Raw genomic sequence first — 24,401 nt, 5'->3', positions numbered from 1 at the left:
CGCCGCCGCGGCGTTCTGCTATCCATTCATCCGCCCAGCGCCGCAGCGCGCCGCAGAAATCCCATCGCGCGCTCGTTGTCGAGATACGCCGTGTTGAAACGGACCCATGGCGTCGGCTCGCCGTGCGGGCGGTAGTAGCTGCCGGGCTGCACGGTGATCCCTGAGCGGGCAGCCTCGGCGACGAACACATCCGAATTCGGCACGCCGGGCACGCACGCCCATACGAGCGTGCCGCCGCAAGGCTCGTCGAACACCTGCCAGCCGACGCTCGCGAGCAGCTCCACCGCCGTCGAGATCGCGCCGTTCACGCGCCGGCGCAGCCGTTCCAGATGCTTGCGATACGTGCCACGCTCGAGCAGCGCGGCCACCACGCGCTCGCTGAAACGCGTGCCGCCGAGGCTCGTGAGCGCTTTCACTTCGACGAAATGCTTGACGAGCCCCGCTTCGGCCGCGATGTAGCCGAGCCTCAGCGATGACGACAGGCTCTTCGAAAATCCGCCGATGTACACGACACGCGTCAGCCGGTCGAGCGACGCGAGACGTTGCGTCGGAATGGCCTGGAAATCCGCGTAGACATCGTCTTCGACGATCATGAAGTCGTGCTCCTGCGCGAGCTGCAGCAGCCTGAAGCCGACATGCGGCGCGACGTTCGTGCCCGTTGGATTGTGAAAGACGGTGTTGAGGAAAAAGAGCTTGGGCCGGTGCTCTATCAGCAGCGCTTCGACAGCTTCGATATCCGGGCCCGTCGACAGGCGCGGCACGCCGACCAGCTCGATGCCTTGCAGCTTGAGCAGGCCGAACAGGTTGAAGTAGCCGGGATCTTCGACGAACACGGTGTCGCCGGGCTTGAGCAGCATCCGTACGACGAGATCGAGCGCCTCGCTCGCGCTGTTCGTCACCATGATGTTCTGCGGCTCCGCCGCCACGCCGACAAACGCCAGCCGCTGTTCGATCTGCAGACGCAATTGCGGATCGCCCTGCGGAATCGCGTAATCGATCAGGCTGCGGGCGTCCGTGCGCGACGCCTGGCGAATCGCTTGCGCGATTCCTTCGACATCGCGCCACGCTTCGGGGATAAAGCCGATCGACAGATTCAGCACTTCGTCGGGCCGTTCGAACTGGCGCAGGATCTGGTCGGATTCGGGCGTCGCGCGGATCGCGTCGAGCCCACGCGTGGCGCGCGGCGCTTTTTCGAACTGCTCGGCCACATAGTAGCCGGAGCCGTGCTTCGGCTGGAGCAGGCCGCGCGTGGCGAGCCGGTCGTAGGCCTCGATGACGGGAAAGCGGCTGATGTTGTGCTCGGCCGCGAACTTGCGGATGGACGGCAGACGCATGCCGACCCGCAACTCGCGCGACAGGATCAACGCCTCGACCTGCCCGACGATCTGCTCCGTCAGCGGGGTGGAAGTTGCGACGTCGAGGGTAATTTTCATTCGCCTCCCGTTCAAAGTGTTCGCGCAAGTTAACCGAACACTTCGCGCAAATTGATCGAAAGTGTTCATTCCAGTCGTCGAAGTTTACCGGAACAATAGGTCCGACGAACAGAATTCTTCGCCGAGATTGTTGGCTGAAAAAGTCTTTAAATCAATAGTTTGCTTAGTATTTGGCGCATCCGTCAAACGCCGGTGAAGATGGCCGAACACTTTGAGTGATCGTGTAAAAGCAGAACTGTATCGAAAGAACTTCCGAGGCCGTGCGAAACGACATGGCCCAGCAGAACCTGAGAGAACCGAACCTGAGAGAAACCATCGAACGGCGGCCGCTAGCGAGACTCCGACCGGACCGACCAGTCTGAAATCGACCTTTGAGCGCGCTCCCCATTGCGGGAGCGCCCGTTTTGCGTGTCGAGCGTTCAGTCTGCGGCCACAGTCCGACACTCGGGCACGCATTCGATCACAGCGCGTTTTGCCGCAATCGCTTTGCTGCGACCTATGGCATCGGACTGATAAACACACATACGTCTGACTGAACCTGAACGGACACGAAGAAGCCGCTGGTGTCGGGATCCACGACGGAGAACGGGGCTACATGTATAAGCCTGTTGCGCTCATCGTCTTGCCGCCACGGCGGGGCGGTGCTGCCCGCGAAATGGCTCCGGGTTTCTGGCTCCGGGTGCGAAGAACTGACCACTTCGAGTGGGCAGCTTGTTAAGTAGTGCAGACTTAAACCGCTAACCGAAGGAGATTGAAATGACGACGCAAACGCAGGTTCAACAGGTTCAGCCGCAACAGCAGTCCCAGACACAGTCGCAAACGGACCGACAGGACGACAGGAAGGTGACTGTCGTGGTCAAGCCGCGCAAAGCCCGCCCCGTGCTGATTCCCGTCCATCTGTAATGAGCGGGGCCGGCACCTTCGCGTGCCGGCCACGAACGGAGGCTGTCGTGATCGACGACATCTTTGAACCACGCGCGTTCGTGCTGGCGGGAAAGTGTCTCAGCACGTCGCCTTCGCTCGTCATCGAAGACGACGAGCACCAGTATGAATTTCCGGCGTCCGCCGACGGCGAAGACGCAGCGCCATTGATCAGCGCGTTGCGCTCCGGCATCAAGACCGACGAGGTGCTGGCGCACTACTCGCCGTATGAACAGAAAGTATTCGACCGTCTTAAGGAACTGCAACTGGTGCGCCCGGTGAAGCCCGCGCACGCCCGAAGCGGCCTCGACGTGCTGCTCGAACTCGAAGATCTCGCCAACGAACTGCTGTACCGCACGCTCTACACGAATGTGTTCTGGGAGAAGTGCGCATCGGCGAACACGCGCGACGATATACCGCTCAACGTGATCCACGGGATGATCGTCGAGAACTACCATTTCCTGTTCCGCGAAAGCTATTTCGACGCGCCCGTTCTTTCGTACGTCGCGAATACAGGTGTGCGCCTCGCGATGAACGAGTTTTACGCGGAAGAGTACGGTCACGACGAACTGCTGCTCAAGGCGCTGAACACGCTCGGCGTTACGCGCGAAGACCTCGCGCGCACCGTGCCGCTGCCGCAGACCATGGCGCTGTGCAATGCGCTCGCGTATTGGGCGCACAGTGATCCGCTCTTCTTCTTTTCGACGCTCGGCGTTCTCGAAGGGAAGGACATCAAGCAGGATTCGTTTCTCGATGCCGCGTACCGGATCGGCGTCGATCCCGCGTTGCTCAGGCCGGTAAAGACGCATTCCGATATCAATCTGCACGGCGGCCATGGCAGCCTCACGCGCAAGATCTTCTCGCGCATTCCCGCCATCGCGGAAACGGACGTGCGGCGAATGCGCGCGCAGACGCATCTGTTCGTCGAGCTGTACGACCAGTTCTATACGGGCATCTGGGAACACTACTCGACGTCCACGGCGCTGTTGCGCACGCTCGACGTCGACGAGGAGGCGTAATGCAGGCCACGACCGCATCGGATCTCTTTTCAGCGCCGCGTTTTCGTCCGGGCGTGCAACTGGTTCTGGAACACAACGGCCTGACGATCGACTATCGCGAGCAGTCGTGCTCCGTCGTCGCGGACAAGCTGGGCTTGTTGCAGGCATTCGCCGATTCGCTGAAGCAGGGCGACTTGACGATCGCCGAACTGAAGCACCGGCATGCCGACCTCGCGCCCGAGATCGACGGGCTGATCGAAGAATTTGACCGGCTCGGGCTGCTCACGGAAAGCGCTTTTCCCGTGCCGCGAGGGTGCCTGTCGGGCGAGGAGTTCTATCACCGGCTCAGGAAGTTCGCTGCCGAAACGATCGAGCGCAATTCGAAGTCGCGGTTCTATCAGGGTCTGCGCGACAGGACGCTGCCGCGCGGCGCGTTGATCGGCTATGCGCTCGAATACTTCTACATCGTGCGCGAGGCGCCGGGCCTGATCGCGCCGGCGCTCGGCCACGCCGAACCCGTGAAGGTGCAGAAGCTGCTGCAAGGCTTTCTCGCGTCGGAGCTGAACCACGATGAGATGCTGCGCCAGTCGCTGCACGCCGTGTCCATTCGGACCGACAACCTCGACTATCTGGTGCCGCTGCCCGCAACATTTGCGCTGTGCGCATCGCTCGGCGTGTACGCGCGCCAGCATCCGTTGAGCTTCAAGGCGCTGCTTTTCCTGTTCGAGCAGCCAGGCGTGAGCTTTCATGTCGAACTGGCCGACTATTGCCGCGAGACTGGCATCCCGGAGGGCTTCTGGCGCCCGATCGCCCGTCACGCGTCGATCAACGACGAATTCGATCACGACGACATCTCGCTCACGCTGCTCGCCGAGATCGACGCCGTGTCGCCGGAAGAGCAACTGACCGTGAAAAAGCACGTGATGCTCGCGATCGAAACGATGGTGCTGCAAGAGAACCAGATTCTCGATTACTACGGCAGGCAGCCCGTCGTGAAACCGCGCATCTTTGCCTGAGCACAGCCATGGAACGCTGGGATATCGATCGATACAGACGGCCGGCGCTGGTGCCGTGCGAGGTCGCTTCGGGCGGCGACGACGTATTGACGATCGGCGTCGGCGACGATGCCGTCGATCTGTCGTTCGAAGGCGTCGCGCGCGACGAGGTGGCCGACGTCGTCGCGCAATTGATGCGGCCTTCGTCCGAGATCTGGACGAAGCTCAATCGCCGCGCGTGCCCCGCATGGGTTCGCGCGCTGACGGTACAGCTCGACGCGCTGTCGCTGATCGAAGAGACCGACTCGGGCATCGACAGCGTGACGTCGGGCGCCGAACGCGCGATCGCGATGTGCGCGGAAGTCGGGCAGCATCTGGCCGCCGTCGTCGAGCGGCGGCTTGCGATGTACAAGGACACGCTCGCCGTCGTCCACGAGATGCTCGCTGACGATGACAACGAACGCGACGCGCGGTCGGGTGTGTTTCCGTTCTCGCGCAAATCAGCCGGCCCGTTTGCGGATAACTTCGCGTTGCAAGCCCTCCATTTCCAGCTTGCGTACGCGCGCCGAAACGCGCCCGAACTCCTGATCGCGTGGCAGCGCGTGCTCGCAGAAGTGTTCCGGCACGCCTGCTGGTTTCCCGCACACGCGACGGCCCGATCGCACGGCAAGAAAGACGCCGCGCTGGAGAGCTTCCGCAGCGTCGCTTCGCTCGATCCCATCGACCTCGAAATGTACCTGCTGTCGTTCGCGCATTTCGTCGAGCTTGCGCCGTTGCGCGTCGGCAGGCGCATGACGTCCGTCGATACCGCGCGCTTCGACGACGCATGCAGTGGTCTCACGCTTGCGGCACGCGCGGAGCGTCTGCTGATCAAGGCGCTCGATCAACTGGGCAGCAATGCGTATGCGTCGGCGGCGCTCGCGTGCAGCGAGATCACGCCGCTCGTGAAGGGCCTGTACGTCGAGCAGTATCACGTGACGGACCGTTTCGTCGAGATACTCGGGCAGCTGCTGTCGAAGCGTGTGCAACGCAATCTGCGCGCGCGGCTTTTTCAGTACTTTCAGGAAGAGTACGGCCACGAAGCGTTCGAGCTTGCCACCTGCGTCGCGCTCGGCATGAACGAAACCGATGTGCGCGCATCGGTGCCGCTGCCGCTGACGGCGCTTTATATCGATGCGTACACGGTGCTCGCGCATCGGATGCCCACGGCGTTCTTCGCGTCGATCATGGTCACGGAAGGCTTGCGCGACCAGCACAGCCCCGTTCACGCGCACATCGCCGCGCTCGTCGAAAACGCGCTGCACGCGGGCGACATCGCCGCGAAGCATGGCGAGACGAACGACGAACTGAATCATCCGAGCCTGTCGCGGCTCTTCCTCGCCGACGTTCCGCACGTGACGGCGGTCGAGCAGCGCTACAGCCTCGAAGCGGCGCTATTCATGCTCGAAGTGAACATGCGGCAACTGGAATCGGTCGCGTACTTCTATGGCGGTCAGACGCAACTCCAGTTTCATGGGCTCCACGAAGGCAGGAGGTCGCTTGAAGTCTGATTGCGAGTCGGGCGGCGCGCCGTCGCGCTTCGCTTCCGTCAATCCGTACTGGGAGACGTTTCTCGACGAACTGGACCTCGACATGACAGGCGCGCGTGGCGACGGCTGCTACATCGAAACGGCCGACGGACGTGTGCTGCTCGATTGTCTTGCGGGCTTCGGCGCCGCGAACCTGGGTCACGCGCATGCGACGCTGGGCGCGCGTTTCACCGATGCGTTGCAGCGCACGTCGGTGAACGTGTTTCCTTTCGAATGCGCCGAATCTCAACTCGCGCTCGCCGACAGGCTGCTCGCGCTGAGCGGCCGGCGCTTTCAGAAAGTGTTCTTCGCGACCACGGGCGCCGAAGCCGTGGAAAGCGCCGTGAAGTTCGCGATGACGAGCACGGGCCGCAGCGACGTCGTCGCGTTTCGCGATTCGTTCCATGGGCTGTCGATGTTCGCGTCTTTCATGACGGGCAATCCGTTCTGGACGGAGGCATTGCCCTGGAAGCCGGGCAACGTGCATCACGTCGACGCCGGCAACTTCGCCGCACTCGAAGACATGCTGGCGAGCCGCAAGATCGCGGCCGTCGTGTTCGAGCCGGTGGCGGGCTCGTCGGCGGCGCAGCACTGGACGGCGGAAACATCGGCGCGGCTCGCCGCGCTGTGCCGTTCGACGGGAACGAAGCTGATCGCCGACGAGGTGTACTGCGGGCTGGGGCGCGCGGGCGCCTGGTTCGGCATCGACGCGATCGGCATGAGCGATGCGTCGAAAGCGCCCGACATGATCGTCGTATCGAAGGGACTGACGGGCGGGCTCGTGCCGCTGTCCGCCGTGCTGATGAACGACGGCGACTTCGACGCCGTGTTCGGCGCACCCGGCAAGGCGAAAGTGCAGGGCTCGACGTTCGGCGGCAACCGGCTTGCAATGCAGTGCGGGCTGATTGTGCTCGATCTCGTCGAAAGCGGACGGCTCGTCGATAACGCGGCAGCGATGGGCGCGCTGATCGAGCGACGCATCGTCGATCGCTTCGGCGGGCGTCTGACGCTGCACGGCAAGGGACTCGCGCTGAGTCTCACGCCCGCCGCGCAGTGCGACATCAACATGGCCGATGTGTGGCTGGGGCTGATCGACGCCGGCGTGCTGGCGATGCCGAATTCCGCTTCACCGGATTCGCTGCGCCTGTCGCCGCCGCTGATTTTCGGCGTGGACGAAGTGGAATGTCTGATGGACCGACTCGAAGAGGCGCTACAGGAATGAACGCACACGATCAGAAACAGAAAGAAGGCACCGGCTATGCCGCGCTGCTCGTGGCGCTGTGCTGGTGGGGGCTGATGCCGCTGTACTACTGGCATCTGAAGGAAGTGAGCGCGCCGGAGATGCTCGCGCATCGCGTGTTCTGGTCGTTCGCGATGCTGTCGGTGGCGATCGGGCTCAGGCCCGCGTTGAGGCGGCAGATGGGCGGCTGGCGCTCGTTCGCACTCGCGCTGTTGCCCGCCGTGCTGCTGTCGGCGAACTGGGTCGTGTATATCCTCGCGTCGGTGACGGGCAATGCGTTGCAGGCGAGTCTCGGCTATTTCCTCAACCCGCTGCTATCGGCAGCGCTGGGCATTGTATTTCTCAACGAGAGGCTTAACGGTCTGAAAGCGGCAGCACTTGCGCTCGGACTGGCCGGCACGGTCGTGCAGTGCTACGCGCACGGCGGCGTTCCCGTGTTCGCCGTGATGCTCACCGTGACGTTCTCGCTGCTCGGTCTGGTCCGAAAGGTGTGGCCGACGAAGAACGCGATCGTCAGCACCTGGCGCGAGACCGTCGTGATGATGCCGTTCGCGCTCGGCTACTTTGCGTTTTTGTCGTCGAGTCATGCGCTCGCCTTCACGTCGTTGGGCGCGGGCGCGGCGGTGCTGATGATGCTCGCGGGCCCGCTGACGGTCGTGCCGCTCGCGCTTTACGCGTACGCGATGCCGCTCGTCTCGCTGACCGAGTCGGCCGTGATGCAATACGTGACGCCGACTGTGACCTTCATCCTCGCGCTCACGGTTTTCCACGAACGGCTGACGACCGTTGATCTCACGGGCTACGGGCTGATCTGGTGCGGGCTCGCGCTGGCAACATATGCGACGGTGCGGCGGCGTCCCGTCGCGTCGGCGGAGGCCGACCAGGGGGCAGGGACGGCGGCGCAGAACGTGTCCTTTCTCGCTGCGCACAAAAAGACGCCAGCTTCCGCTGGCGTGAATAGGTTCTGGCATTCCGAGGGCCGTCCAGAACCTGAGAGACGGTGTGAAAAGTCCGACGCATGACCGAGTTAGCGGGCCGCCGGATGCGGCGCAAAACTGGACTCGGCGGTATCGGAACTGTCCGCGTGAACGGCGCGGTCAACACAGCGCCAGTCTACTCCAGTTCGCGAAACAAACCCCGGAAATATGCGAATTGGGTATGAGCTTGTCGTGCGCTGCCGCACTCATGCCGTTGTCATCGGATGCTCGTCGTCGAGGGCATGAATTCGTGATGCGCTCGCCGCGCCGCGCGTCGCAAACAGGCGTTGAGCGGCGTCTGAGCGATCCTGGAAAAGATAATATAATCAACTGTTAAAACAGGTCGCGACCGTGGCGGCGACGGCTGCCGGCGGCGGACGGGAGAACAATGAGCCGCGGGCGAAGCAGTATCGGGAGGGGCGCAGCTGTCGTCATTGGCGTACTGTTCAGGCTTGGCGTTCTTGCGTCGGGTGGCACGCGCGGATCTTCCATCTGATCGTTTTGGCGCTGGCGCTTTTGGCCGGCTATCGTTGGTTCCCAATCAGGCTTGCATCGAACAACACGTCGCGCGCCGCGCCCCGTGCCCCTGCAAGCCGTGCCCGCGAACCGCTCGAGTCTTCCACCGCGCCGCCGGCGTTTCTGGCGTCGCGTTTCGCGTCGCAGTTTTCATCCGCATATCACAAGGCTCACGCTGAGCCAGGCGATTTCATGACAAGTTCTCCCGGCTCATACGACGACGAGCCGTTGGCATCGATGACCGAATCCGGCGCGCCGGCCGACGCCTTCCGCATCCGGCCCGCGCCCGGCGGCGTGCGGCCGTCCGCACGCTGGATCGCGCCCGGCGAAAGCGTGGAGATCGGCGGCATCGCGGTCGAGGGAGGCTTTTTCTACACGGGCGACGTGCAGCGCTCGCACGCCGATTCGATCGAAGCATGCGTGATCGACGCGCGCTTCGATCTCGCTCGCGAGGACGCGGACCCGACGGAGAGCCTCGGCAGCGCCGCGCTCAGTTACGGTGTGCTTACACCGGCGCAGCGCCGCACATACGTCGAGTGGCTCGCGTCCGATCGCAGGAAATCGGATATCCACACCGGCTATCTGTTCTTCTATCTGTATGGGCTGGAACGGCGCGTGCTCGTCGACGGCGCGGCGGGCAAGGTGAGCGGCGACGAATTCAACGCGATCGCGAAAGAATTGCGCCGCCTGCTGAATCTCGACGCGAACTACGCATGGCAAAAGCATGTGCGCGGCCTGCTCGATGCGCTGTCGCTGATGGCGTCGCGTCATACGCGGATGTATCGGCAGCCCGCGCCGGACGGGCTGGCGACGGGCTATCAGGTGCCGCTGAACGTGCGCGTCGCGTTCGGCCAGGCGGCGCTCGACCAGCATCCGCTGCCGGCGGACTGGGCGCTCGCGTGGGTGAAACTCGATCCGATGATGGTGCGGCGCACGGCCGTCGCGCGCTGTCCCGAGGAATTCGACCGCGTGTTCATGCGTCAGTATCGCGAGCGCTTCGGCGATGGCATGATCCTGCCCGCCAACCGGACGAAGCTGGACGCGTCGCCGCAACCGTCGTTCCGCGCGCTGAAGAGCGTGCCCGTGCCGGGTTTTCTGGTCGGGCTGCCCGATATCGCGGCCGTCAACGGCACGCGCAACAAGCTGCAATTGCTGATGCACGAGAGCGCTGCGGCGCTCGACGCGTACAGCCGCTATCTCGGTCGCTATCCGGAAGCGCAGGGCACGCTCGAAGCGACGCTGATGCTGCCCGTGAACATGTGGCCGCGAGCGACGCACGATGCGATCGACGCGCTCGCCGCCGACGTCGCACACGACACGGTCGTCAGCACGTTCGGCGCGGTGCTCGCGCGCTTCAGATCGGGCGGCAAGATGACGCGCGACAAGGCCGTCGTGTTCATCACGGCGCTGGCGGAGGCGGGGATCGCCGTCGAACCCGACGTGCGCCTGGGCGCGCGCACGCCGAAGCCGACGGATGCCGTCGCGCTGTTCGCGATCGAGCCTGATGCGACCCCGTTGCATACCGACGACGCGTACGACGTCGCGACGATCATCGTCGATCTGGCCGCGACGGTGGCACGCGCGGACGGCGATGCGACTCAGCGCGAGACGGCCGTGATCGAGTGGCAGATCGAGCAGTGGCCGCATCTGTCAGCGCAGCAGCGCGCGCGGCTGAAAGCGCGTAATCTCGTGCAACTTGCGCAACCGACGGCCGCTGCCGGGCTCAAGAAAAAGCTGGAGCCGCTGTCGCAGGACGTGAAGACGACGATCGCATCGTTTCTGGTGCATACGGCGAACGCGGACGGCGTCGTGTCGCGCGACGAAGTGAGGCTGCTGGAAAAGGTGTACCGGATGCTCGGCATCGATCCGCAGCGTCTTTATACGGATTTGCACCAGCACGCGAGCGGCGCGCCGGCATCGGCGGCGGGCGCGAGCGCGAACGCGAGGGCGCACAAGCACGCCGATACGCAGAAGCACGCCGCGCCAAAGCCGGCCTTCGCCCTCGACGCGACGCGCATCGCCGCGCTGAAGGAGGAAACGGTGCGCGTGTCGGCGATGCTGGCGGACGTATTCGTCGACGAGGCGCATGGAGCGGCCGGTGCGGCGCACAGCCACGCGATGGAAGCGCAGCCGCCCGCGCCCGTCGAAGCGAACGCGAAGGCAACCGTCCGCGACGAGGAACACGAAATGCTCGCCGAACCTGCAACGTCCGCGCCTGAAGTGCAGCAAACGTCTGAAGCAACGACGTCTGAAGCAGCGCAGACTGACGATGAAACACAAGCCCAGCTCCTCGGCCTCGACGATGCGCACTCGTCCTTCCTGCGCCTGCTCGTGACGCGCGCGTCGTGGACGCGCGCCGAACTCGCCGCCGCCGCGTCGCATCTCGAACTGATGCTGGACGGCGCGATCGAACAGGTAAACGAGGCGTCGCTCGATCAGTGGGACGAGCCGCTCACGGACGGGGATGATCCCGTCGAAATCAATCAGGAAGTCGCACAAAGGTTGGCTGCATGACAACGATTCGCCCAAGGGACCGCGATGCGGTCCTGCAGTCCCTGCGCGCCGGCGTCGTGCCGCGCATCGGGCAGCATCTGATCCAGGTGGGCCGCGCTCGCGAACTCGAAGCGCTGCTGAAGGATGTCGAACGCGTCGCGGACGGCGGCTCGGCGTTTCGCATCGTCGTCGGCGAGTATGGCGCGGGCAAGACGTTTTTCCTGAACCTCGTGCGCTCAATCGCGCTCGAAAAAAAGCTCGTCACGGTTCACGGCGATCTGAACCCGGACCGGCGTCTGCACGCGTCGGGCGGCCAGGCGCGCTCGCTGTACGCGGAGCTCGTGAAGAACATGGCGACGCGCACGAAGCCCGAAGGCGGCGCGCTCTCCGGCGTGGTCGAGAAGTTCATCGGCCAGGCGAAGACGGAAGCGAAGGCGACGGGCCGTACCAGCGACGAAGTGATCCGCGCGCAGCTCTCGCAGTTGACGGAGATGGTCAACGGCTATGATTTCGCCGACGTGATCGCCGCGTATTGCCGCGGCTTCGACGAAGGCAACGAGAAGCTGAAGAGCGATGCCGTGCGCTGGCTGCGCGGCGAGTTCTCGACGCGCACCGACGCGCGCCAGGCGCTCGGCGTGCGCACGATCGTCGACGACGCGAACATGTACGACCAGCTGAAGCTGCTCGGCCGTTTCGTGCGGCTCGCGGGCTACAGCGGCCTGGTGGTGTGCCTCGACGAAATGGTGAACCTGTACAAGCTCGCGAATCTCCAGGCGCGCAACGCGAACTACGAACAGCTGCTGCGCATCCTGAACGATTCGCTGCAAGGCACGGCGGAGGGCCTCGGCTTCGTGCTCGGCGGGACGCCGGAGTTTTTGCTCGACACGCGCCGCGGCCTGTACAGCTACGCCGCCTTGCAATCGCGCCTCGCGGAAAACGCGTTCGCAACGAACGGACTCGTCGACTACAGCGGCCCCGTGATCCGCCTCGCCGCGCTCACGCCGGAAGATTTCTACGTGCTGCTCGACAAGCTGCGCCTCGTGTACGCATTCGGTGACGCGAGCAAGGCGCTCGTGCCCGAGGAAGCGATTCCCGCGTTCATGGCGCATTGCGCGACGCGTCTGGGCGAAGCGTACTTCCGCACGCCGCGCACGACGATCACCGCGTTCATCAATTTTCTCGCCGTGCTGGAGCAGAACCCGTCGGCGGATTGGCGCGAACTGATCGGCGGGCTCGAAATCGAGCGCGACACGGGCGGCGCGGCCGACATCGTCAACGACGCCGCGCCCGACAGCGACGATGAGCTCGCCAGCTTCCGGCTCAACTGATTCGCGCAGCTTCGATCTGCTCGACGAGCGCATTCGTCGCTGGATCTGGCGCGAAGGCTGGACCGAGTTGCGCGACGCGCAGGAACGCGCGGTGCCCGCGCTGATCGACGCCGATCGCGACGTGATCATCGCGGCGGCGACGGCGGCGGGCAAGACGGAAGCCGCGTTTCTCCCGATTCTTTCGAACCTGCTGCGCGACGAGCCGTGCAGCGGATCGGTGCTCTACATCAGTCCGCTGAAGGCGCTGATCAACGATCAGTGGTCGCGGCTCGACGATCTGTGCGAAGCGCTGGAGATTCCCGTCACCGGCTGGCATGGGGATGTATCGTCCGGCCGCAAGCAGCGCTTTCTGAAGAAGCCCGCGGGCGTGCTGCTGATCACGCCCGAATCGCTCGAAGCGATGTTCGTCACGCGCGGCTCGTCGCTGGCGGCGACGTTCGGCGCGCTGCGCTACGTCGTCGTCGATGAGCTGCATGCGTTCATCGGCTCCGAGCGCGGCATGCAGTTGCAGTCGCTGATGCAGCGTGTCGAGCGCGTGTGCGCTCGCGTCGTGCCGCGCGTCGGCCTGTCGGCGACGCTCGGCGACATGCGCCTCGCCGCGGAATTTCTGCGGCCGCGAGCGGCGCAGAACGTGCACATCATCGAATCGGGCAGCGCGGGCCAGGAATTGAAGATTCTGATCAAGGGCTATGTCGAGAAGCCACCGCGCGTTCACTTCGAGCCCGATATCGAGAATCCCGGTCTCGAAGACGTCGTGCCAGGCAGCACCGTCGAAGTCGCGAATCACATGTACAAGGCGCTGCGCGGCTCGAACAATCTGATCTTTCCGAACAGCCGCCGGCAGGTCGAGCTTTACGCCGACCTGTTGCGCCGCGCGTGCGAACGCGACGGCTACCCGAACGAGTTCTGGCCGCATCACGGCAGCCTGTCGAAGGAATTGCGCGAGCAGACGGAGCAGGCGCTGAAGGCGGGCGACCGGCCCGCGAGCGCCGTCTGTACGACGACGCTCGAACTGGGCATCGACATCGGCGCAGTGAAGAGCGTCGTGCAGGTGGGGGCGCCGCCGTCGGTCGCGAGCTTGCGGCAGCGGCTCGGACGCTCGGGCCGCCGCAAGGGCGAAGCGGCCATTCTGCGCTGCTATTGCGTCGAGGCCGAGCTGCACAGCGACGCCGATCTGTCGGACCGGCTGCGCGAAAGCCTCGTGCAGTCGGTGGCGATGGTGAATCTGCTGCTGCGCGGCTGGTTCGAGCCGCCGCGCGCGAGTGGCATGCATCCGTCGACGCTCGTGCAACAGGTGCTGTCGATCGTCGCCGAACGCGGCGGCGCGACGGCGAGCGAACTGTGGGACACGCTGGTCGCGAGCGGCCCGTTCGGTGCGATCGACAAGGCGACGTTCGCGGCCATCCTGCGCAGCCTCGGCGCGAAGGATCTGCTCGTGCAGGAAGCGGGCGGCTTGCTGCTGCACGGCGTGGCGGGCGAGCGGCTCGTCAATCACTACGAGTTCTACGCGTCGTTCACGACCGACGACGAGTTCCGCATCATCGCCGGCGCGAAGGTGCTGGGCTCGCTGCCTGTATCGAGGCCGTTGACGGCGGGCCAGGGCATCGTGTTCGGCGGGCAGCGCTGGCGCGTGCAGGAAGTCGACGCGGGCAAGAAGACCGTCTACGTGAAGCCGGACCAGGGCGGCGTGCCGCCCGTGTTCGACGGTGGCGGCTCGCTCGTGCACGACGAAGTGCGGCGCGAGATGTTCAACGTGCTGAACGATGGACAGCCCGTCGTGTTCGTCGATGCGACGGGCCGCGAGCTGCTCGAAGAGGCGCGGCGCTTTTTCGCGTCGAACGAACTGGCCTCGCGCGCGGTGTTCACGCACGGCGGGAGCACGATACTCGCGACATGGTCCGGCGATTGGATCAACGATGCACTCGTCGTGCTGTTGCGCGCCGAAGGGCTCGACGCATGGAACCAGGGTCCGACGGTCAGCGTGCGCACATCGGGCGCGGATTCGGTGAAGGACGCGCTGCAACGCATCGCGGCGCTGACACCCGCGCAGACCCGCGACGCATTGCGCGCGATCGGCAACATCGACAACGAGAAATGGGACTGGACTTTGCCCGACGATGTGAAGCGCAGCGCGTATGCATCGCTGCGTCTCGACATGCCGGGCGCGCAGGCGTTGGCGAGTCGGCTCGCGGCGGGGTGGCCGTAGGGGCTGCGACGCGTTGATTCAATGTTTGAAGAATGGACTCGTCCGCAATTTAATGTTAGGAATCTTGATTTAATATGTGCCAGACGGCTTAATACGCGATGGCATAATTTGAGACTATTAATAAGGCTGACTTAGTATCTTTTTGGGCTAGGGAGTTTGCTGATGGCACATGATATCTTCATCAAGATTCAAGGCATTGCTGGCGAATCGCAAGATGCGATACATAGAAACGAGATCGACGTGATTGATTGGACGTGGAAGGTCGTGCAACAGTCGCTCATGATGTCGGGATCGGGTGGCGGCGCTAGCAAGGCGACAGTCTCGGACTTCGAGTTTACGCACCTGATCGACAAGGCAAGTCCTAATCTCGCGAGTTATTGCTTCACTGGAAAGCACATTCCTGAAGTCAGGCTGGTTATGCGCAAGTCCGTGGGAAATGACAACGTCATACATCGACGGCATCGAGAACGTTGGACTCTCGTTCGCGAGAATGAAAAAAGAATACATTGTTCAAAATGCTATTGGCGGCCAACGCGGGACGGTAACTGCGATCATGGATATCAAACAAAACGTTGCTCGCTAAGGCGGACCTGCTATGAGCAACAACTTATATCAGTTTCATGAACATCGCGCGCTGTCGCCGGCCGGGCTCTTTCTATTCATTGCCCTTGATGAAACACGAAAGCGATTGGGCTTTGATAACCTCGCCGCCGCTGCATCGTGGCTTCTTGGTCAGAATGACGTGCCTGTACCGGGGAAGATGAAAGCAGCAACCGAGGGTACTTCAGTGGTTTCCATTTTTCTGCGGAAGGTCATAAACAAGCGGACCTCGATCAGGCTTCCTACTTTGACCTGGAAGAGTGTGACGGAACTTCGCATCATTTATACAACGAGCCTTGCAGGTTTCATCGGTCGCTTGATTCCAGTCGCAGGAGCCACCTTCATGACATATGACGCAACGGTAATCATGTATCGGACGGTGAAAGCGTACAACGCGATGGTCAAACCGGAGGATCAATTGTGACCGAACATGATGAGCTTTGGGAGCAACTAGAGCACTTCACGCGGGCCGAGATTGGACGATCCCTGTTCGGTAAGGAACCGATACTTACGCCGTCAACCCGGGTCGAAGAGGACTTGCGTATATCAGGAATCGATGCGATCGAGTTTGTCGACAAACTATTCGAGCGATTCAACGTGGCGAACGGTGAATCGTTCCCCTACGTGCGGTATTTTGGCGGCGAGGCCGGAGGAAACCCGATTGCTGCGATCCCTTACCTGATCCTGTTCCTCTTCACCGGGAAACGATGCGAGTCGGAACACTCGCTTACCCTCGGCATGCTGTTGCTTGCGATGCGCATGCACCGATGGGACACGGAATTGATCGAGAAGGAATGTCGCGACGTGAGGCGTGATGGATAGCGTGCAGTATTGACCACGGCCGAATATCTCGCTTTGTGGCGCTATTCGCGGTCCGTGTCGCCGCCGATTTCCATGGCGAAGTTCAACTGGATGAATCTCGTCGGAGATCGTGTCGACGGCCGCCCTACAATTCAAGCGCCTTAGTCGACCGATTGCTGTGCGTGCAACCAAGTGCAAGGAAATCAATTAAGCGGTAGCATACATTTCTTTGCGCGCATCGAACGACTCGCATGAAACGCCACGTTTCAGCGAACCCTCGCTGTTGTGCGCCCTGCACACAACAATTTTCCCCATGTCGAACCATCCTCAGACGAGGCGTCCCCTCGTCATCGCGTCCGTGATGGCGTCGATGGCGATGGTGGCCATCGAAGCCACCATCGTATCGACGGCCATGCCGCAGATCGTCACGCAACTCGGCGGACTGCGTCTCTATAGCTGGGTCTTCTCGTCGTTCCTGCTCGCGCAGACGGCGATGACCGTCGTGTTCGGCAAGCTCGCCGATCTGTACGGCCGCAAGCCGACCGTGCTCGTGGGCATCGCGATCTTCCTGATCGGCTCGCTCGGCGCGGGCTTCGCGTGGTCGATGCCCGCGATGATCGTGTTCCGCCTGATCCAGGGCCTCGGCGCGGGCGCGATCCAGCCCGTCACGCTGACCATCGTCGGCGATCTGTATCCGGCGCGCGAACGCGGCAAGATCCAGGGCTATCTCGCGAGCGTATGGGCGATCTCGGCCGTGGTCGGGCCGATGGCGGGCGGTCTGCTGATCCGCGATCTGTCGTGGTCGTGGATCTTCTGGATCAACGTGCCGATCGGCATCCTCGCCGCGTACGGCTTCTTCTCGTACCTGCATGAAGAGAAGCGCCATCAGCGTCCGTCGATCGACATGCTGGGCGCGTTGCTCTTCACCGTCGCGATTGGCGCGCTGATGATGGCGCTCACCGACGCCGGTTCGGAAAACGACGGCCGCGCGCTATTCGAAGTGGCGCTCTTCGTCCTGAGCACCGCGCTCTTCGTGTGGCACGAACGGCGCGTGCCCGAACCGATGATCTCGTTCGCGCTGTGGAGCCATCGTCCCATCGCCGCGTGCAATGCCGCGACCGTGCTGTCGGGCATGGCGCTGATGGGGCTCACGACGTTCCTGCCGATGTACGTGCAGGGCGTGCTGAACCAGTCGCCCGTCGTCGCGGGCCTCGCGCTGACGATGATGATGGTCGGCTGGCCATCGGGCGCGACCTTCGCCGCGAAGGCGTTTCATCGGCTCGGGCTGCGCCGCACGCTCGTCGGCGGCAGCTTCTTCCTGCCGCTCGGCGCGATCGCGTTCGCCGTGCTCAATCCGCAAAGCTCGCCGGTACTGGCGGGCGTCGGCTCGCTCGTGATGGGCCTCGGGATGGGGATGGTGAGCGTCAGCTCGCTGATACTGATCCAGGAGATCGTGCAGCCGCTTCAGCGCGGCTCGGCGACGGCATCGAATCTGTTCGCGCGCAATCTGGGCAGCACGCTCGGCGCGGCCATCTTCGGCGCGGTGCTGAACTTCGGGCTGAGCCATTTCAAGGGCGTGTCGATCACGACCGACCAGTTGCGCTCGCTGCTCGACGCGACGCCCGGCGCGGCGACGGTGGCGCTCGCGGGCAACGAGCTGGTGCGCTCGGCGCTGCATCACTCGCTGCATCTGACGTTTCTGTCGATCTTCGTGATCTGCCTGGGCGCCGTGCTGTCGGTGATGGTGGTGCCGCCCATCAAGCTCGGCGGGCAGCCGCGCGAAACGTCGGCGGCCGCGCATCTGACGGAGATGTGATTCTCCTTGACGGAGCCTCGTCACGCGTCGTCAGGATGCACCGCTGGAACCAGGCTGCTGCTCGACGGCATCTAGCGCTGCCGCCATCTGCACGAAGCCGTCCTCAGGCGGCCGGCTCGATTCGCCCGCTGCCTGCACGATCCACTGATTGAATGCGCGCATCGCGGGCGTCGCCGGCTTGCCTTTTTGCCACGTGAGCCAGTAGCTGCCCGCGTGCACGTCGATGTCGAATGGACGCACGAGACGGCCCATTGACAGATCGCGTTCGAACATCGACGCCGGCGCGAGCGCGACGCCAGCGCCTTGCATCGCCGCTTCGACCATCAGCCGCGACGAATCGAAAACCGGCCCGCGCACGGGACGCGGCGCAAGGCCCGCCGCAGCGAACCAGCTCGACCAGTCGTCGGCGCGATACGAGCGCAATAGCTTTTCGCCCGCGAGATCGGCGGGCGCGCGCAGCCGTTGCGCGATTTCGGGCGCGCACAGCACCGATAGCGGCGCGTCGAACAGCTTCAGCCCGCGAGAGCCGGGCCAGGTGCCGTCGCCGAAGCGGATCGCGAAGTCGAGACCTTCCGCGGCGAGATCGACGAGATTGTTGTTCGTCATCATCCGCAGCTCGACGAACGGATGCGCGTCATGAAACGACTTCAGGCGCGGCATCAGCCACCCCACTGCAAACGTCCCGACCGCGCCGACCGTCAGCACCTCGTGAAAGTGGCCGCCTTCGAACTGGCGCAGCACGGCCTCGATGCGGTCGAACGCATCGCTAAGCACGGGGCGCAGCGCGAGTCCTTCATCCGTGATCGCGAGCCCGCGCGGCAGGCGCTTGAAGAGCGTCGCGCCGAGCCGCTCCTCGAGCATCCTCACCTGCTGGCTGACGGCCGCCTGCGTGACGTTCAGCTCGAGCGCGGCACGCGTGAAGCTCAGGTGCCGGGCCGACGATTCGAAGGCGCGCAGCGCATTCAGAGGCAGATACGGTCGCATGATCGAGTCATAAGATTTTCTGGGGTGTCGGCCAATTTATCATCGTTTGTCAGCGGCGCGCGGAAACGCGATAGTGGCGGCTCTTCAAGGAGACACAACGATGACGCGGCGACGATTCACGATGACGGTATGGGGCAGTGCGATAGCTGATGTTGCATCTCGGGCGTTGGGCGCGGGGAGGGCTGCACTGCCCGTCGTGGCCGCGGTGCTCGGCGCGCTGTGCGCGATGCCGGGCGCGAGCCATGCGGCCGATGCGCCGCCTGGCCGCGTCCAGCGCGCAGTGGACGAGGCCATCCGGCCGCTGATGGCGAAGGACAGGATTCCGGGCGTCGCGGTCGGCATCATCGACGCGGGCAAGCCGTGGGTGATCAACTATGGCGTCGCGTCGACGCAAACCCGCACGCCCGTCACGAACGACACGCTGTTCGAACTCGGCTCGGTGAGCAAGACATTCACGGCGACGTTGACGGCCTGGGCGCAGGTGGACCATCGGCTCGCGCTGTCGGATAGCGTCGGGACGTATCTGCCATCGTTGCGCGGCAGCCAGTTCGGCCGCGTGAGTCTGCTCAATCTCGGCACGCATACGCCGGGTGGCCTGCCGCTTCAGGTCCCGGACGACATCCACGACGAAAGCCAGTTGATGAGCTACTTCAACGCGTGGCGGCCCACGTATGCGCCGGGCACGTATCGCACGTATGCGAACCCCGGCATCGGCACGCTGGGCCTGATCGCGGCGAAGAGCATGGGACAGGATTTCACGGCGCTGATCGAGCGGCGCCTTTTTCCCGCGCTGGGCATGAAGAACAGCTTCATCGACGTTCCCGTCGATCGCGCCGCCGATTACGCGCAAGGCTATACGAAGGACGGCAAGCCGATCCGGATGGCGGGCGGCGTGCTTGCGCCGCAAGCGTACGGCGTCAAGTCGACGGCCGCCGACATGCTCCGTTTCATCGACGCCAACATGGGGCTGCTCCGGCTCGATGGGCAGTTGCAACGCGCGATCACGGACACGCACACCGGCTACTTCACGGCGGGGCCGATGACTCAGGATCTGATCTGGGAACAGTACCCGTATCCCGTCGCGCTGAAGTCGCTGCTGGAGGGCAACAGCCCGTCGATGGCGCTGAACGCGATGCCCGTCACCGAAATCAAGCCGCCGCTCGCGCCGCAGGACAATGTCTGGATCAACAAGACGGGTTCGACCAACGGCTTCGGTTCATACGTGGCTTTCATTCCGGCAAAGCGCCTCGGCATCGTGATCCTCGCGAACAGGAACTTCCCGATCGAAGATAGAGTGGCAGCCGCATATCAGATCCTGACGGCGCTCGATGGCGTCGGACGCTGACGATGTTCGTTGACGTGGATGACCGGCTTTGCCTTTGTTGCGTCTTAAATGCGACCACATGACACAGTAATTAGCCATCCGTATTATTTGAGAAGGCCATTCGCGGTGCGAAAATGAGTGCGAGCGATTAACCGACACCGTACGAGGAGTGGCCATGTTTCCCGAGTATCGCGATCTGATCTCGCGCCTGAAAAACGAAGACGCGCATTTTGCCCGGCTGTTCGAGCGGCACAACGAACTGGACCATCAGGTTCACAACATGGAGACGGGTGTCGCGCCCACGGATAGCATCCGCATCGAAGCCCTCAAGAAAGAAAAGCTGCGGATCAAGGACAGTCTGTACGCCATCCTCAGAAAAGCCCGCGCCGCTGCGTGACGGCCGGCAGCCACAAGAAGAGATGTGAGGGCCGGCATGCGCGTGTAAATGGCGCGCCGCAATATGCGGGCGGTTCGGAGTTCAACGCCAACGGGAGGCAATGAAGTTGACAGCGCAGCACGACAATCGAAATGTACAGATGCAGGAAGTGCCTTCGACGGCGCACGCAGCACATGATCCGGGCGCGCGTCGCGCATCGCGCGGCGACGTGATGCCGGGGCATACGGCGAAATCGGCTGAACTCGCGCAAACGAGCCACGCAATCGCGGCCGCGAACGATCTGCTTGCCAACAGCGTGCAGGCCGTGCTCGAAGCGCATGCGGGGCAACGCGAGGACGAGGGCCGGGACACGCTGCTCCACACGGTAAAGACCCTGATGGACGGCATGTCCGCCGACGAAGTGAGCGCGTTGCGCAGCCTGCTGCTGGAAGGCAATCCGGCCACGTGGTCGGCAAAGAAGAGCCGGCATCCCGACGACGAACTGTCGCCCGCATTGCGCGAGGGCGGCTATCCGTATCTGAACCTGATGTCGCGCAGGGCGTACGAGAAGCAGAAGTATCGCTTGCAGGTCGAACTGCTGAAGCTGCAGGCGTGGGTGCGCGAAACGGGCCAGCGCGTGATGATTCTCTTCGAAGGGCGCGACGCGGCAGGCAAGGGCGGCACGATCAAGCGCTTCATGGAGCATCTGAATCCGCGTGGCGCGCGCGTGGTCGCGCTCGAAAAGCCGACTGAACAGGAGCGCGGGCAGTGGTATTTCCAGCGCTACGTCCAGCATCTGCCGACGGCGGGAGAGATCGTGCTGTTCGACCGCTCATGGTACAACCGGTCGGGCGTCGAACGGGTGATGGGATTCTGCTCGCAGACCGAGTACACCGAGTTCATGCAGCAGGTGCCAGCGTTTGAGCGGCATCTCGCGCAAAGTGGCATCCACATCGTGAAGTTCTGGTTTTCGGTGAGCCGTGAGGAACAGGCGCGACGCTTCAAGGAGCGCCAGGTGCATCCCCTCAAGCAATGGAAGCTCAGTCCCGTCGATCTCGCGTCGCTCGACAAATGGGACGAGTACACACAGGCGAAGGAAGCGATGTTCACGCATACGGATACGGCGGACACGCCGTGGACAGTCGTGCGTTCCGATTGCAAGAAGCGCGCGCGGCTCAATGCGATGCGCTTCGTGCTGCACAAGCTGCCCTACGCGAATCGGGACCTCGACGTGATCGGTTCCGTGGACCCGCTGATCGTCGGACGGGCGATGTAGCCGTCGATCCGGCATCGCTCGATAACCTCGCGATGCGTGCGCCGCGATAAACATCGGCGGCGCCGCGCATCGCATACAACGATCATCGCGCGTTATCGCGAGCACACGGCATCGACAACTCGAAGCATCTTGCCGAAGAACGCGTCGGCGAACTGCGAGTCGAGCCAGCGCACGATCAGCGCGATCCGTCGTTCCGGCTCGATCCACATGAACGAACTCCCCGCGCCGACGCCGAAGTAGCTCGACTCCGGCACGCTGGGGAACACGCGCCGTCCCGTATTGAGCCACACAAGCGCGCCATAGAAGGGTGCGAGTGCGCAAGGCGTGCGCATCCGCGCGATCCATTCGCTCGACAGCACGCGACGCCCATTGGCGAGGCCATCATCGAGCAGCATCTGCGCCACCTTCAGCTGATCGTTCGCGCTGACCGACATCCCGCCGCCCCAGTGCGAGCCGCCCGGCACCGACTGCACGCGAGCGCCGCCGATCTCGACCCACGCATCGTCGTAACCCACCCACTGCCAGTTCTCGCTCGCGCCCACGGGCCGCATGATCGACTCGCGAAACACCTCGGGCAAAGGCCGACCGAACAGATGCAGCAACGCGAGCGACAACTGGTTGATGCGCACGTCGTTGTATTCCCAGTACGTGCCGGGACGCTGCAACTGGCGCAAGTCGCCTTTCTTGCCGTCGGGAGGATCGCCGAACGTCACTGCGCGATAGTGATCGGCCTGATCGGACAGTCCGAAACACTTGCCTTGCCATTCGCTCGTCTGTTGCAGCAGGTGCGTCCACGTGATCGGTGCGTTGTGCGCATCGTCGAAACCGATGCCCGGCACGCGCGCACGCACGGGCTCGTCAGGGTCGGGCAACAGGCCGCGATCGTGCGCGACGCCTGCGAGCAGCGCCAGATACGTCTTCGCGATGCTGAACGTGAGATCGGCGCGATCCGGCTCGCCCCATGTCGCGAGCGGCCGGCCGTCGACGGCAATCGCGCCCGACACCGGCCCGCGATCGTGAATCGGCCCGAGCAGCCGGTTCCAGGGCGGCGGATCGTTCACGTGCACGCCGAACTTGCCATCGGCGTTGCGATCCCATGCGGATTCGTGATCGACGGAAAACTGGATGGCGTCCCGGATTTCCTGTGGCAAATCGTGTTGCATGCGTGACTGCTTCCTTGCGTGTTCGTGATGTTGAGTCAATTGCGTCGACCGATCGTGCCCGCCGGCTCAATGCGCGTTGAGCCGCGCTCGCGCCCAGACGAGCGTCAGCAGGCTCACGATGGCGGCGAGCATCAGATACAGTCCGGGCGCGAGGTTGTTGCCCGTCAGTGCGATCAACGACGCGACCGCGAGCGGCGTGAAGCCGCCGAACACCGTCGTGCCGATGTTGTAGCCGATCGCCATGCCCGTCGTGCGCGTGCGGGTCGGAAAGAGTTCGGCCATCAGCGCGGGAATCGGCGCGAAGTAGGTGGCCTTCAGCAGCGCGACCCAGATGACGGCGGCGAGCAGCGTCGGCAGCGACGGATGCGCGTTGATGAACATGAACGCCGGGTACACCGTCAGGAAGAACAGCACGCCCGCGCCGAGCATGATGCGCGTGCGGCCCACCTTGTCCGACCAGTGGCCGACGCACGGCGTCAGCACCGTCACGATCAGCCCTGCGACCAGCGTCGCGATGAAGCCCGACGAAGGCGCGAGGCCGAGTTGCCGCGACGCATAAGTCGGCATGTAGAGGATCATGTAGTTGGCCGTCGTCGTCAGCACCAGCGCGCCGATCGACACGAGCACGCGCGACTTCTGCGTCGCGAGCAACTCGCGCACGGGCGATTCGGCTTTTTCCATGCGCTCGAATTCGGGCGTCTCGTCGATCCGCCGGCGGATATACAGGCCGACAGGCCCGATCAGCATGCCGAACAGGAATGGAATGCGCCAGCCCCAGCCTTCGAGTTGCGGCTGCGTGAGCATGCCCGTCAACACCGCGCCGAACGCCGACGCGAGCAGCGTGCTCGCCCCCTGGCTGGAGAACTGCCAGCTCGACATGAAGCCGCTGCGCTGCGGCGCGTGCTCGATCAGGAACGCCGTCGAGCTGCCGAACTCGCCGCCCGCCGAGAAGCCTTGCAACAACCGCGACAGGAAAATGCCGATGGGCGCGAGAATGCCGATCGCCGCATAAGTCGGCATCAGCGCGACCATGGCCGTGCCGAGCGTCATCATCGCGATCGACAGCGTCAGCGACGCCTTGCGTCCCTTGCGGTCGCTGTACGAGCCGAGCACGAGCGCGCCGATGGGCCGCGCGAGGTACGACAGCGCGAAAGTGCCGAGTGTGAGCAGCAGGGACACCGTCGCGTTGTGCACGGGGAAGAACAGCTTCGACAGCGTGGTCGCGAAGTAGCCGTACGCGATCAGGTCGTAGAACTCGAGCGCGTTGCCGATCGACGTGGCGATGATCAGACGCGCGACGCTCGCGCGCGACGGCGCGTGCGAGGCTGCCTGCGCGCTGTGGGAGGCTTGATGCACGGATACGGAGTCAATGCTCATTGCGACGTC

Annotated in this window: 19 protein-coding genes and 1 pseudogene; 16 read left to right on the top strand and 4 right to left on the bottom strand. The window is 63.8% G+C overall.

Features of this window, described 5'->3' with window-relative positions:
* Positions 1 to 26: 26 nt before the first annotated feature.
* Complete coding sequence (locus tag BN2476_RS36695) at positions 27 to 1,433, bottom strand: aminotransferase-like domain-containing protein (RefSeq protein WP_087739093.1); 1,407 nt, start codon at positions 1,431 to 1,433, stop codon at positions 27 to 29.
* A 756-nt stretch (positions 1,434 to 2,189) separates the two neighbouring features.
* Here BN2476_RS36695 and BN2476_RS46780 point away from each other — a divergent pair.
* The 13 genes and pseudogenes from BN2476_RS46780 to BN2476_RS36635 all read left to right on the top strand — a co-directional run bounded on the left by BN2476_RS46780 (position 2,190) and on the right by BN2476_RS36635 (position 17,892).
* Positions 2,190 to 2,336, top strand: a complete 147-nt coding sequence (locus BN2476_RS46780) for a hypothetical protein (protein ID WP_160111824.1) — start codon at positions 2,190 to 2,192, stop codon at positions 2,334 to 2,336.
* Between the two features lie 47 nt (positions 2,337 to 2,383).
* Positions 2,384 to 3,373 carry an iron-containing redox enzyme family protein gene (locus BN2476_RS36690; protein WP_235851119.1) on the top strand — a complete coding sequence of 330 codons (990 nt, stop codon included), beginning with the start codon at positions 2,384 to 2,386 and terminating at the stop codon, positions 3,371 to 3,373.
* Entirely contained in the window at positions 3,373 to 4,368 is a 996-nt protein-coding gene (locus tag BN2476_RS36685) for an iron-containing redox enzyme family protein (protein WP_087739092.1), read from the top strand. The genes BN2476_RS36690 and BN2476_RS36685 overlap by 1 nt, the downstream gene beginning before the upstream one ends.
* Before the next feature lie 8 nt (positions 4,369 to 4,376).
* Positions 4,377 to 5,897: an iron-containing redox enzyme family protein gene (locus tag BN2476_RS36680; RefSeq protein ID WP_087739091.1), complete on the top strand. Its 1,521-nt coding sequence runs from the start codon at positions 4,377 to 4,379 to the stop codon at positions 5,895 to 5,897.
* On the top strand, positions 5,887 to 7,137 hold the full coding sequence (locus tag BN2476_RS36675; RefSeq protein WP_235851118.1) for an aspartate aminotransferase family protein: 1,251 nt from the start codon (positions 5,887 to 5,889) through the stop codon (positions 7,135 to 7,137). Before BN2476_RS36680 ends, BN2476_RS36675 begins: the two co-directional genes overlap by 11 nt.
* Positions 7,134 to 8,177: an EamA family transporter RarD gene (rarD, locus tag BN2476_RS36670; RefSeq protein ID WP_087739089.1), complete on the top strand. Its 1,044-nt coding sequence runs from the start codon at positions 7,134 to 7,136 to the stop codon at positions 8,175 to 8,177. The genes BN2476_RS36675 and rarD overlap by 4 nt, the downstream gene beginning before the upstream one ends.
* 663 nt (positions 8,178 to 8,840) lie before the next feature.
* Positions 8,841 to 11,162 (top strand): tellurite resistance TerB family protein, encoded by a 2,322-nt coding sequence (locus BN2476_RS36665; protein ID WP_087739126.1) that lies wholly within the window; start codon positions 8,841 to 8,843, stop codon positions 11,160 to 11,162.
* A complete protein-coding gene (locus BN2476_RS36660) occupies positions 11,159 to 12,469 on the top strand; it encodes an ATP-binding protein (protein ID WP_087739088.1) in 1,311 nt (436 codons plus the stop codon). The genes BN2476_RS36665 and BN2476_RS36660 overlap by 4 nt, the downstream gene beginning before the upstream one ends.
* Positions 12,441 to 14,675, top strand: coding sequence for a DEAD/DEAH box helicase (locus tag BN2476_RS36655; protein ID WP_087739087.1), 2,235 nt, complete (start codon positions 12,441 to 12,443; stop codon positions 14,673 to 14,675). Before BN2476_RS36660 ends, BN2476_RS36655 begins: the two co-directional genes overlap by 29 nt.
* A gap of 162 nt (positions 14,676 to 14,837) precedes the next feature.
* Positions 14,838 to 15,258, top strand: a pseudogene (locus BN2476_RS36650) (Hcp family type VI secretion system effector).
* Positions 15,259 to 15,270: 12 nt separating this feature from the next.
* Positions 15,271 to 15,699, top strand: coding sequence for an STM2901 family protein (locus tag BN2476_RS36645; protein ID WP_087739086.1), 429 nt, complete (start codon positions 15,271 to 15,273; stop codon positions 15,697 to 15,699).
* Complete coding sequence (locus BN2476_RS36640) at positions 15,696 to 16,097, top strand: DUF1493 family protein (protein WP_087739085.1); 402 nt, start codon at positions 15,696 to 15,698, stop codon at positions 16,095 to 16,097. The genes BN2476_RS36645 and BN2476_RS36640 overlap by 4 nt, the downstream gene beginning before the upstream one ends.
* Positions 16,098 to 16,389: 292 nt before the next feature.
* Positions 16,390 to 17,892, top strand: a complete 1,503-nt coding sequence (locus BN2476_RS36635; protein ID WP_087739125.1) for an MDR family MFS transporter — start codon at positions 16,390 to 16,392, stop codon at positions 17,890 to 17,892.
* 30 nt (positions 17,893 to 17,922) lie between these two features.
* Here the strand turns inward: BN2476_RS36635 and BN2476_RS36630 are convergent, their stop codons facing one another.
* Positions 17,923 to 18,876 carry a LysR family transcriptional regulator gene (locus BN2476_RS36630; RefSeq protein ID WP_328590438.1) on the bottom strand — a complete coding sequence of 318 codons (954 nt, stop codon included), beginning with the start codon at positions 18,874 to 18,876 and terminating at the stop codon, positions 17,923 to 17,925.
* A 226-nt stretch (positions 18,877 to 19,102) separates the two neighbouring features.
* Between BN2476_RS36630 and ampC the strand changes: the two genes are divergently transcribed.
* The 3 genes from ampC (at position 19,103) to ppk2 (ending at position 21,852) form a co-directional block, all read left to right on the top strand.
* Positions 19,103 to 20,221, top strand: a complete 1,119-nt coding sequence (gene ampC / locus BN2476_RS36625) for a class C beta-lactamase (protein WP_235851123.1) — start codon at positions 19,103 to 19,105, stop codon at positions 20,219 to 20,221.
* Positions 20,222 to 20,375: 154 nt separating this feature from the next.
* Positions 20,376 to 20,597 (top strand): HP1242/YdcH family protein, encoded by a 222-nt coding sequence (locus tag BN2476_RS36620; protein WP_087739084.1) that lies wholly within the window; start codon positions 20,376 to 20,378, stop codon positions 20,595 to 20,597.
* 139 nt (positions 20,598 to 20,736) lie between these two features.
* Entirely contained in the window at positions 20,737 to 21,852 is a 1,116-nt protein-coding gene (ppk2, locus tag BN2476_RS36615) for a polyphosphate kinase 2 (RefSeq protein WP_235851117.1), read from the top strand.
* Between the two features lie 92 nt (positions 21,853 to 21,944).
* Here the strand turns inward: ppk2 and BN2476_RS36610 are convergent, their stop codons facing one another.
* Both BN2476_RS36610 and BN2476_RS36605 read right to left on the bottom strand, forming a co-directional pair.
* Entirely contained in the window at positions 21,945 to 23,015 is a 1,071-nt protein-coding gene (locus BN2476_RS36610) for a serine hydrolase domain-containing protein (RefSeq protein WP_087739083.1), read from the bottom strand.
* A 66-nt stretch (positions 23,016 to 23,081) separates the two neighbouring features.
* Positions 23,082 to 24,392, bottom strand: a complete 1,311-nt coding sequence (locus BN2476_RS36605; RefSeq protein ID WP_087739082.1) for an MFS transporter — start codon at positions 24,390 to 24,392, stop codon at positions 23,082 to 23,084.
* Between the last annotated feature and the right edge of the window lie 9 nt (positions 24,393 to 24,401).

It is taken from the genome of Paraburkholderia piptadeniae, from assembly GCF_900007165.1.
Classification (GTDB): Bacteria; Pseudomonadota; Gammaproteobacteria; order Burkholderiales; family Burkholderiaceae; genus Paraburkholderia; species Paraburkholderia piptadeniae.
Note: the sequence above shows the minus strand (reverse complement) of the source record. Positions and strands in the feature narration are given on the sequence as shown.

Excerpts from the sequence above, each read along its gene's own strand:
- BN2476_RS36695 (WP_087739093.1), bottom strand. The coding sequence starts at position 1,433 with ATGAAAATTACCCTCGACGTCGCAACTTCCACCCCGCTGACGGAGCAG.
- BN2476_RS46780 (WP_160111824.1), top strand. The coding sequence starts at position 2,190 with ATGACGACGCAAACGCAGGTTCAACAGGTTCAGCCGCAACAGCAGTCC.
- BN2476_RS36685 (WP_087739092.1), top strand. The coding sequence starts at position 3,373 with ATGCAGGCCACGACCGCATCGGATCTCTTTTCAGCGCCGCGTTTTCGT.
- BN2476_RS36680 (WP_087739091.1), top strand. The coding sequence starts at position 4,377 with ATGGAACGCTGGGATATCGATCGATACAGACGGCCGGCGCTGGTGCCG.
- rarD (WP_087739089.1), top strand. The coding sequence starts at position 7,134 with ATGAACGCACACGATCAGAAACAGAAAGAAGGCACCGGCTATGCCGCG.
- BN2476_RS36665 (WP_087739126.1), top strand. The coding sequence starts at position 8,841 with ATGACAAGTTCTCCCGGCTCATACGACGACGAGCCGTTGGCATCGATG.
- BN2476_RS36660 (WP_087739088.1), top strand. The coding sequence starts at position 11,159 with ATGACAACGATTCGCCCAAGGGACCGCGATGCGGTCCTGCAGTCCCTG.
- BN2476_RS36655 (WP_087739087.1), top strand. The coding sequence starts at position 12,441 with ATGAGCTCGCCAGCTTCCGGCTCAACTGATTCGCGCAGCTTCGATCTG.
- BN2476_RS36645 (WP_087739086.1), top strand. The coding sequence starts at position 15,271 with ATGAGCAACAACTTATATCAGTTTCATGAACATCGCGCGCTGTCGCCG.
- BN2476_RS36635 (WP_087739125.1), top strand. The coding sequence starts at position 16,390 with ATGTCGAACCATCCTCAGACGAGGCGTCCCCTCGTCATCGCGTCCGTG.
- BN2476_RS36630 (WP_328590438.1), bottom strand. The coding sequence starts at position 18,876 with ATGCGACCGTATCTGCCTCTGAATGCGCTGCGCGCCTTCGAATCGTCG.
- ampC (WP_235851123.1), top strand. The coding sequence starts at position 19,103 with ATGCCGGGCGCGAGCCATGCGGCCGATGCGCCGCCTGGCCGCGTCCAG.
- BN2476_RS36620 (WP_087739084.1), top strand. The coding sequence starts at position 20,376 with ATGTTTCCCGAGTATCGCGATCTGATCTCGCGCCTGAAAAACGAAGAC.
- ppk2 (WP_235851117.1), top strand. The coding sequence starts at position 20,737 with ATGCAGGAAGTGCCTTCGACGGCGCACGCAGCACATGATCCGGGCGCG.
- BN2476_RS36610 (WP_087739083.1), bottom strand. The coding sequence starts at position 23,015 with ATGCAACACGATTTGCCACAGGAAATCCGGGACGCCATCCAGTTTTCC.
- BN2476_RS36605 (WP_087739082.1), bottom strand. The coding sequence starts at position 24,392 with ATGAGCATTGACTCCGTATCCGTGCATCAAGCCTCCCACAGCGCGCAG.